Raw genomic sequence first — 9815 nt, 5'->3', positions numbered from 1 at the left:
TCGTCTCGTCTTCGGCATTTCTGCCGATCCCTTGCCGCCGTCGCGCTTCTCAGCGGCCCCGGCGTCGTGGGAGCCGGGTTATAGGCGGGTTGGATGAACCCGGCAAGTGCTTTTTTCATCGCTCCGCATTTTTTCTGAAAGCGGCCCTTCGGGTCAGGCGCGGAGGGAAACGGCCCGCCGGCGAGAGGACGGCTGGGGCGCGAAGCCATCGTGCAGGAAGCGTTCGAGTTCGATCTCCTGGGCGCTCTTCGGCACCTGATCGATCGGACGAACATCGCAGCGCCCGTTCGCAGCGACCACGCGAAGAAGCATGGCGGCGGCGTATCGCGGATTCTGGCGGTTGCTCATCCCAATCACTTCCCTTGTCATCAGGGTGCGGACACGCGAAGGGTCGACACCACAATCTTGATTTTAATTGATTGTGATGTTTTTGCCATAGCTTTTCGCTCGTCTGCCAAAAGAAAGTGACGAAGGCACTAAGCAATGGAAATCGTTGGAAAAACCATGCCTCAGGATAAACCTGAGGGGTGTGAGAAAAAGAAGACAGGGCATTTCCAGGCCGCTTGCGGGGGATTTTATTCGAATGCAAACGACCTTTTGCCCGCCCTACCCTTCCCGGAGCGGCATGACGGCAGGCTTGGACGCGCGGCACGAAGCCGCAGGCTGGTGGCAACATCGGCCAAGCCCGTGCACAAGGCCGCACCGGATGCCCCACTGCGGCACATCTCGCTTGTGAAAGGGGGAAGCGCCACCCGAGGCGCTCCCCTCCTCTCAAGAATGAATCAGACCGGGAGCTGGCGCATCGAGGCCACCGCGGTCATTACGCCGCGGATTTCCGCCAAACCGCGCAGGCGGCCGATCGCCGGGTAGCCGGGGTGAGTCTTCTTGCCCACGTCGTCCAGCAGCTCGTGCCCGTGGTCGGGGCGGAAGGGGATGCGCCAGTTCGGGTTGCCGGCGTCCTTGCGGCGCTTCTGCTCCTCCAGAAGCGTGGTGACGACCGACACCATGTCGACGTCGCCACCCAGATGCTCGGCTTCCTGGAAGGAGCCGTCGGGGTCCTTCTTCACGTTGCGCAGATGAGCGAAGGTGACCTTCGGGGCGAAGCGCTTGATCATCGCCGGCACGTCGTTCTTCGCCCCGGCGCCGAGCGAGCCGGTGCAGAAGGTGATGCCGTTGGCCTCGGAATCGATCACGTTGACGATGAAGTCCAGGTCGTCCTCGTTGCTGACGATGCGCGGCAGACCCATCAGCGGGCGCGGCGGGTCGTCGGGGTGGATGCACATGCGGATGCCCACCTCGTCCGCCGTCGGGATCACCTCGCGCAGGAAGCGGGCCAGCGTCTCGCGCAGCGCGCCGTGGCTCATGTCCTTGTAGCGGTCGAGCATCTTGCGCAGGCCCGGGATGTCGTAGCGGTCGAAGGCGCCCGGCAGACCGGCCATGATGTTGGTGAGAAGCTTCTTCTTGTCGGCTTCCGACGCCTTGTCGAACCAGGCGCGGGCGCGGGCCAGCACCTCCGGCGCATGGTCGTCCTCGGCGCCCGGACGCTCCAGCATGAAGACGTCGAAGGCGGCGTGCTCGAAGGCGTTGAAGCGCAGCGAGGTGCCGCCGCCCGGCACCGGCGCGGCGAGGTCGGTGCGGGTCCAGTCGAGGATCGGCATGAAGTTGTAGCAGACCGTCGTCACCCCACAGGCCGCGAGGTTGCGCAGCGACTGGCGGTAGTTGTCGAACAGCGGTGCCAGGTCGCCCTCGCCGATCTTGATGGACTCATGGACCGGCAGGCTTTCCACCACGCTCCAGCGCAGGCCGAGCGAGGGGTCGGCGGCGATCATCGCCTTGCGCTCCTCGATCTCCTCGACCGACCAGACCACGCCGTAGGGGATCTGGTGCAGGGCGGTGACGATGCCGGTGGCGCCGGTCTGACGGATGTGGTTGAGCCGGATCACATCGTCCGGGCCGAACCAACGCCAAGTCTGTTCCATGGTCTGCTCCTTGAAGAAGTCGTGCGTGCCGGGTCCGGCATGTCTCTAGGGGATTCACAAAAAATGGGCGCCTCAGCCCGCCGTCGACTCCACGGCGGACTGCACGACGGCGCGGGCGCCCTCGGCGTAGAGCCGGCGCAGCGCGTCGGTCACGGCGGCGGTGAAGCGCGGATCGCGCGGCAGGTCGTCGCCGAAGACGGCGCTCAGCCCGAACAGGGCGGGTGTCAGACGATCGGCGTCCGGCCCGGCCTGCGCCGCCAGCTCAGCCAGCTTGGCGGACATGGGGTCGCGCACGTCGATGGGGCGGCCGGCCTCGTCGGTACCGGAGACGTAGCGCATCCAGCCCGCCACCCCCAGCGCCAGCCGGTCGATCGGCGCCCCGGCGGCCAGCCGGTCGCGGATGGTGCCGAGCAGCCGCTGCGGCAGCTTCTGCGTGCCGTCCATGGCGATCTGCCAGGTGCGGTGGCGCAGGGCGGGATTGCGAAAGCGCTCGATCAGCGCGTCCTTGTAATGGCCAAGGTCGGCGCCGGGCGGCATGTGCAGCGTCGGTCCGGCCTCTTCGTCCATCAGGCCGCGGATCAGCCGGGCGAAGGCCGGATCGGCCATGGTGTCCGACACCGTCTCGTAGCCGGCGAGGTAGCCGAGATAGGCGAGCGTGGAGTGGCTGCCGTTCAGCAGGCGCAACTTCATCGTCTCATAGGGGTGGACGTCGGGGACCAGCTCCGCCCCCTCCAGCTCCCAGGCCGGGCGCCCGGTGGGGAAGCGGTCCTCGATCACCCACTGGCTGAACGGCTCGGTCACCACCGGCCAGGAGTCGCGCAGGCCCAGCCCATCCGACACGCGGTCGCGGTCGGCGTCGGTGGTGGCCGGCACGATGCGGTCGACCATGCTGTTCGGGCAGGCGACGTTCCCGGCGAACCACGTCCCCAGCGCGGGATCGCGCAGCTCGGCGTAGCGGCGCAGCAGGCCCGCCGCGGTGTCGCCGTTGCTCGGCAGGTTGTCGCAGCTCAGCACCGTGAAGGGCTCCACCCCGGCGGCGCGGCGGCGGATCAGAGCCTCGACCAGGAAGCCGGGCACGCTGCGCGGGCGTTCCGGGTTGGCGAGGTCGTGGACGATGTCCGGATGGGCCTCGTTCAGCGCGCCGGTCGCCGGGTCGTGGCAATAGCCCTTCTCGGTGACGGTCAGGGTGACGATGCGGACGGAGGGGCGGGTCAGGAGGTCCAGCACCGCGGCGGGGTCCTCCGGAGCGACCAGCAGCTGGGTGACCGAGCCGATCACCCGCAGCCGCTCGCCGGCGGCGTCGCGCACCGCGACGGTGTAGAGGCCGCCCTGCGGCTCCAGCGCGTCGCGCGTGTCGGGGCTGCGCAGGCTGACCCCGGCGATGCCCCAGGGACCGAAGGACCGGGCCAGGGCGGCGTCGGTGTAGACGGCCTGATGGGCGCGGTGGAAGGCGCCGATGCCCAGATGGACGATTCCGGTGGTCAGCGCGGCACGGTCATAGCCGGGACGCTGCACGCCGGGGCGCATGGAGGGCAGCGTGTCGGGGCTCAGGCGCATGGAACACTCCGCATAAGGGCTTTACGTCTCGAAGAAATGGCTGTTGGTTCGGGCGATCTCGTCCACCGCCGCGAAGACGGTGCGCAGATGGGCGCGCATGGCCTCCTCCGCCCCGTCGGGGTCGCGGGCGGCGACGCGGTCCACGATGCTCTGGTGCTCGCCGACGATCTTCGCCGCCCAGCCTTCGCTGTGCAGCGACAGGAAGCGCACGCGGTCGAGCTGCGCCTTGACGGCGACCAGCAGGTCCCACACCGCCGGACGCCCGGCGATGCGGGCCAGTTCGGCGTGGGTGGCCTCGTCCAGGGCAAAGAACTCGGAATGACGGTCGGGGGACATCACCGCGCGGTGCGAGTCGAGAAGCCGGGTGAGCGAGGCGACGTCCGCCGCCGCCGCCCGCTCGGCGGCCAGACGCACGGTCCGGCATTCCAGGGTCTCGCGGATGAACTGGCTGTCGGACACCGCGCCGAGCTGGATCGGCGCCACGAAGGTCCCGACCTGCGGCACGATGCGTAGGAATCCCTCGTCGGCCAGCCGGCGGAAGGCCTCGCGCACCGGGGTGCGGCTGACGCCGTAGCGGGCGGCCACGCGGGTTTCCGAAATCCCCTCGCCGGGGCGGATCTCCCCCGACAGCACGGCGGCGCGCAGGGCGTCGTAGACCCCGTGCAGGCGAGGACCGCGGATGTCGGTGGGGGCGGATGAGGTCGGCGAGTCGGTCATGGCGTCCATCGCGGCAACTTGCATACTAGTATGCCATCGCGGACGGAGGCTGGCAAGGGGGCGCGATTGGGGTCACAGTCCGTTTGGAAACGTCGATGACCGGCTGCTCATAGAGCGCGGATCAAGAACTCGTTTCTATGAGCTCAAGCCATTGATTCTTCTAGAAACAGCAGATGTTATAATCTGCGCTCTTAGCCAAGCACATACTCACGAATACAGAATCTCTCAGAATGCATTAAAACCTAACATTTAAGATGGGGGCTATCGGAAACCGCCATATAAAGGCATTTACAGTAATCTTTGAACCTATCAATAACACTCATAACATCAGAAAAACTAAGGTCAAGAGCTTCATCGTTATAATGGACAATTTTATTTCTCTTCTCAACGATTGATGATATAAAATCTTTGTGTGCCTGAGCATCGGAAGATGACAAATCTACTCCGATTTTTTGAAATGCTTTTACTGTTTTCCCATAATTTGGAGATATTATATCAGATATGTCCTTTTTGCCTTTCGCTGACTCGAATGACTTAAAGTCTAAATTTGCTTTTTCGTGTCCAACAGTCCAGACCACAAAATTAAATGGCAGATTAGCCGCATTAATTCTTGCTTGAATATTATCAATATATGCAATTGCTAAATCCTGTATGAATGCCTCTAACATTGAGCAAGCACTAACAAGATAAGACTTTACAAATACATTTTGATTTTCATAGAACAGAGGGTCTGGAGGATCTTCAATTGACCGCGCACTTGACGCTGCAACAACTCTCTTCAGATTGTCGAACTGGTCTATAAATTTTTGAAGAAGACTATCGTTAATCAACTAATTGCCTCCTTTAATTTCTTACCCCAAAGCGCATTACGACGGGCAATTGATGTCTTTCTCTGAAGCCCTCCAGCAGTTAGACGCCTAAACTCTGGAGAGTTGCAAAGCTCGGAAAATGCTTCCCGTATTTTTTCCTTTTTGTCTTTCAGAATATCTTCATTGATATCCCCAAGCGAACCCATGAGAAGATCATAATAGACAATCCCTTGTCTTCTCCGGTTTCTGCTAATGTCACAGAAAATATCGTCATCTGAAAATACCAGATGACAAGAATTCAAGCTGTTTAAAAAATTTGATCGCAAATCATTAATTCTATTCTCATCGAATTTCATTGATTTTTCCATAAATTGGTCAAGAAATCTAGTTAGATTATCACTGTATTCACCTGAAGTTTCCTTAAACGCAAAATAGCGCAACACAAGCTCTTCGCCTTCTCGCGAGTCCTTCTTTGTTTGTCCATTTTTCCCTATTTTAAAATTCTTAATTGCCGGAGCCTGAGAAAGCTCACCAAGCAACTTATCAAAAGGCCCTGCGAAGAGAGCATGCCTGATTTCTTGATCAGATAGCTCTACTGCTCCCTTATTTAGGCGAGAAAAAATCTCAGCAATGAGTTCCCGCGGGTTCTCATTTCGAAGAACAACACATCTAATGGTTGTTGACTCAAAGTCGGCAGCGAGAGAGCCGAGCTCGGAAAATTTTTTCCCGTTAAGCTCAGGAAATGCCGTCATTCCCTCAAGCGCGAACTCATCATCCATGAAACGAATTATGGTCGTTATTCTTTGAACACCATCAATTACTAGATGCGCTCGATCATCGTTTTCTGCGAAGTAACAAGATGGCAATGGAATCCTCATCAGGCAGGACTCAACAAATTTCGATGCCCGCCCCCAGCCATCTTTATCCCATTTGTATTTTCTCTGAAATTCTGGATCGAGAATCAACTTGGGAGGATTAGCTTTCGCCCGTTGAGCTAGTGTCTCAAACGGATAATCAATGGTATGTAAGCTCAACGTTGCAGATTGTGTCATTTTCCGTCCCAATTGCTTACATCCCAACCTGTTTTTGCACCAAATCGCATCGCTCTCACAAGAAAAATCTGACGCGAATGGGCATCTCAAGCCCAAATCTTAGCCTCTGCTTCTCTCACGAAACGGATGGATACACCAACGCCACCCCCTCCCCGCCCCCCACAAAAATGTTCGCCCCTTCCTCAAAATCAGGCTTGCGCGCCACGCTGATATATTAATATGCTCTTCCTCAAGGAACAGCACGGACCGGCCCCGGATGGGGCACGGGCCGGCGCATGGGGAGGACTGCAATGGCTTCGACTTCCAGGCGCGCCCTGGACGCTCAACCGCCCGGAACCGCTCCGGGGACCGTGCCCGGCAAGACGCCCAAAACGGTTTTGGGAACCGCGAAGGAACCGCGTCTGTCCGCCCGCGCCACGGCCACCGCGGAGATCTACCGGTCGTTGCGCGGGGACATCGTGGCCATGCGGCGCAAGCCGGGGGAGCCCATTGTGGAGAAGCACGTCGCGGAGTCCTTCGGCGTCAGCCGCACCCCGGTGCGTGAGGCTCTGCTGCGGCTGGCCGACGACGGGCTGGTCGAAATCTTCCCGCAGTCCGGCACCTTCGTCGCCCGCATCCCGGTCAACGCCCTTCCCGAAGCGGTGGTGATCCGCACCTCGCTGGAATGCACCGCGGTCCGCTACGCCGCCGTCCGCGCCGCGCGCAGCCAGATCGCAGCGCTGCGGGCCAACATCCTGCTCCAGCAGGAGACGATGGCGGCGGGCGATCTCGACGGTTTCCACGAGGCCGACGAGGCGTTCCACAGCCTGATTTCCGAGATCGCCGGCTTCCCCGGCCTGTGGAACATGGCCCAGCAGGTGAAGATGCAGGTGGACCGCTACCGCCGCCTGACCCTGCCGGAGCCCGGCCGCATCCCGCATGTGCTGGCCGAGCACGGCGGCATCGTCGACGCCATCGCGGCGCGCGACCCGGCCGAGGCGGAGCGGCTGATGACGATCCATCTCGGCGCCCTGCTGGAATCCGTTCCGAACACCCAGGGGGCCAACCCCTTCTTCTTCTCCGGCGCGCAGCCGGACGACTCGTCGAAGACCCCGTCCAAGACGAAGACAGAAAGCACCCCGTCATGACCAACCCCTTCGACCTCTCCGGCAAGACCGCCCTGGTCACCGGCGGCAACGGCGGCATCGGGCAGGCCATCGCGGTCGCCCTAGCGCGGGCCGGCGCCGACATCGCCGTGGCCGGGCGCACACCGCCGGACGAGACGCGCGCGCTGGTCGAGGGGCTGGGCCGCCGCTTCGCCGCGATCCCGGCCGACCTGTCGAGCATCGCCCCGATCCCCGCACTGATGGAGGAAACGGTCGGCACGCTCGGCGGGCTGGACATCCTGGTCAACAACGCCGGGTTGATCCGCCGCGACGACCCGCTGGACTTCACCGAGGCCGACTGGGACGCCGTTCTGGACGTGAACCTGAAGTCGGTCTTCTTCCTCTGCCAGGCCTTCGGACGCTACGCGCTGGGCAACGGGCGGAAGGGCAAGATCATCAACATCGCCTCCATGCTGTCCTTCCAGGGCGGCATCCGCGTGCCCTCCTACGCGGCGTCGAAGAGCGGCATCGCCGGGATCACCCGGCTGCTCGCCAACGAATGGGCCGGCAAGGGCATCAACGTGAATGCCATCGCGCCGGGCTACGTCGCGACCAGCGTCACCACCGCGCTGCGCGCCGACGAGCGCCGCAACGCCGAAATTCTGGCCCGCATCCCCGCCGGACGCTGGAGCGAGCCCGCCGACATGGGCGGACCCGCGGTGTTCCTGGCCTCCGATGCGTCCGATTACGTCCACGGCACGATCCTGCCGGTGGACGGCGGCTGGCTCGCCCGCTGACCGGGTCAGCGATCAGGGGCCGCCTGCGAAAGTAAGGGGAAGATGAGAATGAGCACGGACGTTTTCGTGATCGACGAGGCGGTGGACTGGCAGGATCTCGGCGCCGGAGTGCGCCGCAAGATCCTCGGCCACAACGACGCCATGATGATGGTGCGCGTGGAGTTCGAGACCGGCGCCATCGGGCCGCAGCACCGCCACCCGCACGTCCAGTGCGCCGTGGTCGAGAAGGGCGCCTTCGACGTCACCATCGAGGGCGTCACCCGGCGGCTGGGCACCGGCGACGGCTACATGGTGCCGTCCAACGCCCTGCACGGTGTCGTGGCGCTGGAGCCGGGCGTCCTGCTCGACATCTTCACGCCCCCGCGCGAGGACTTCCTCGCCTGAACGACATCACCCCTTTGACATCACCCGCTGGCCGGCGCGCGGGAACACGCGCCGGGCGGCTCCCGGACCCAACCGTCCAAACCAAAGAACCAGCCTGAAGCTGCCTTAAGAATCGCCAGGAGGACACGCTATGCATCTTTCGACCCGCGGTATCCGCGCCGCCCTTCTCGCCGCCTGCGCGGCCTGCACCCTGCTCGCCACCCCGGTCGTGGCCCGCGATTTCCGCTCTGCGGACATCCATCCGGCCGACTACCCGACCGTCGAGGCCGTGAAGTACGTCGACAAGCTCCTGAAGGAGCGGACCGGCGGCAAGCTCGGCGTGAAGGTCTACCCGAACGGCGCGCTCGGCACCGAGAAGGACACCATCGAGCAGCTGAAGATCGGCGGGCTCGACATGATGCGCATCAACGTCGCGCCGCTGAACAACGTCGTCCCGGAGACGATGGTCACCGCCCTGCCCTTCATCTTCCGCTCCACCGAGCACATGCGCGCCGTGCTGGACGGCCCGATCGGCGACGAGATCCTCGCCGCCATGGAAAGCCAGGGCATGATCGGCCTGGCCTTCTACGACAGCGGCTCGCGCAGCATGTATTCGGCCGCCAAGCCGTACAAGACGCTGGCCGACATGAAGGGCGCGAAGATCCGCGTGCAGCAGTCCGACCTGTTCGTCGCCATGATCCAGGCGCTCGGCGCCAACGCCACGCCGATGCCCTTCGGCGAGGTCTACACCGCGCTGAAGACCGGCATCGTCGACGCGGCGGAGAACAACTACCCGTCCTACGAGTCCTCGCGCCACTTCGAGGCCGCCAAGTACTTCACCCTGACCGAGCACGCGATGGCGCCGGAAGTGCTGGTCTTCTCGAAGGTCTCGTGGGACCGCCTGTCCAAGGACGACCAGGCCGCCATCCGCAAGGCCGCCAAGGACTCCGTCCCCTACATGCGCAAGCTGTGGGACGAGCGTGAGCAGAAGTCCAAGGACGTGGTCGTGAAGGCCGGCGCCCAGATCGTCGAGGTCACGAACAAGCAGGAGTTCATCGATGCGATGGCTCCCGTCTACAAGCAGTTCGCGAGCACGCCGAAGCTGGACGGCCTCGTGAAGCGCATCCAGGACACGAAGTAAGCACAGTCGAACGCGGCGCTTCCCTTCGGCAGACCGAAGGGCGGCGCCGCGTCATTCGAGGGGAGCCGGCGGCATGGAAATCGAGCTGCAAGCAATGGACCACAGCCCCCCGCAGAGCGCGGGCCTGCTGACGCGGGTGAACGCGCGGCTGGCGCGGTCGGGGATGTGCGTGGCGATGGTCGGCCTGATGGCCATCGTCTGCGTGGTGTTCTATCAGGTTTTCGGCCGCTACGTGCTGAACGACTCGCCGACCTGGGCGGAGAGCCTGGCCATCGTGCTGGTCCTCTACGTCACCCTCATCGGCGCCGCCGTCGG

General features: G+C 62.9%; 11 protein-coding genes. 5 read left to right on the top strand and 6 right to left on the bottom strand.

Annotated elements, in window-relative coordinates; translation table 11 throughout:
• Window positions 1-153: 153 nt before the first annotated feature.
• The 6 genes from FHW79_RS31865 to FHW79_RS31840 form a co-directional block, all read right to left on the bottom strand.
• Window positions 154-348, bottom strand: coding sequence for a hypothetical protein (locus tag FHW79_RS31865; protein ID WP_114859926.1), 195 nt, complete (start codon window positions 346-348; stop codon window positions 154-156).
• A 434-nt stretch (window positions 349-782) separates the two neighbouring features.
• Entirely contained in the window at window positions 783-1979 is a 1197-nt protein-coding gene (gene uxuA / locus FHW79_RS31860; RefSeq protein ID WP_183182624.1) for a mannonate dehydratase, read from the bottom strand.
• A 72-nt stretch (window positions 1980-2051) separates the two neighbouring features.
• A complete protein-coding gene (locus tag FHW79_RS31855; protein WP_183182623.1) occupies window positions 2052-3536 on the bottom strand; it encodes a mannitol dehydrogenase family protein in 1485 nt (494 codons plus the stop codon).
• Window positions 3537-3557: 21 nt separating this feature from the next.
• Window positions 3558-4253: a GntR family transcriptional regulator gene (locus FHW79_RS31850; RefSeq protein WP_247884722.1), complete on the bottom strand. Its 696-nt coding sequence runs from the start codon at window positions 4251-4253 to the stop codon at window positions 3558-3560.
• Window positions 4254-4495: 242 nt separating this feature from the next.
• On the bottom strand, window positions 4496-5083 hold the full coding sequence (locus tag FHW79_RS31845; RefSeq protein WP_183182622.1) for a HEPN domain-containing protein: 588 nt from the start codon (window positions 5081-5083) through the stop codon (window positions 4496-4498).
• Window positions 5080-6114 carry a DUF262 domain-containing protein gene (locus tag FHW79_RS31840; protein WP_183182621.1) on the bottom strand — a complete coding sequence of 345 codons (1035 nt, stop codon included), beginning with the start codon at window positions 6112-6114 and terminating at the stop codon, window positions 5080-5082. Before FHW79_RS31840 ends, FHW79_RS31845 begins: the two co-directional genes overlap by 4 nt.
• 290 nt (window positions 6115-6404) lie before the next feature.
• Here FHW79_RS31840 and FHW79_RS31835 point away from each other — a divergent pair, with 290 nt between their 5' ends.
• The 5 genes from FHW79_RS31835 to FHW79_RS31815 all read left to right on the top strand — a co-directional run.
• Window positions 6405-7241, top strand: a complete 837-nt coding sequence (locus tag FHW79_RS31835) for a GntR family transcriptional regulator (RefSeq protein ID WP_183182620.1) — start codon at window positions 6405-6407, stop codon at window positions 7239-7241.
• A complete protein-coding gene (gene kduD, locus FHW79_RS31830; protein ID WP_040138199.1) occupies window positions 7238-7996 on the top strand; it encodes a 2-dehydro-3-deoxy-D-gluconate 5-dehydrogenase KduD in 759 nt (252 codons plus the stop codon). The genes FHW79_RS31835 and kduD overlap by 4 nt, the downstream gene beginning before the upstream one ends.
• Window positions 7997-8044: 48 nt before the next feature.
• Complete coding sequence (locus FHW79_RS31825) at window positions 8045-8380, top strand: cupin domain-containing protein (protein WP_014199982.1); 336 nt, start codon at window positions 8045-8047, stop codon at window positions 8378-8380.
• A 130-nt stretch (window positions 8381-8510) separates the two neighbouring features.
• Complete coding sequence (locus FHW79_RS31820; protein ID WP_014199983.1) at window positions 8511-9500, top strand: TRAP transporter substrate-binding protein; 990 nt, start codon at window positions 8511-8513, stop codon at window positions 9498-9500.
• A gap of 73 nt (window positions 9501-9573) precedes the next feature.
• Window positions 9574-9815, top strand: a 242-nt coding sequence (locus FHW79_RS31815; protein WP_183182619.1) for a TRAP transporter small permease subunit, incomplete at its 3' end; no start/stop codon positions are given.

Source organism: Azospirillum sp. OGB3, from assembly GCF_014192915.1.
Lineage (GTDB): Bacteria > Pseudomonadota > Alphaproteobacteria > Azospirillales > Azospirillaceae > Azospirillum.
The sequence above is the reverse complement of the archived record's forward strand: the minus strand, read 5'-3'. Positions and strand labels throughout refer to the sequence as shown.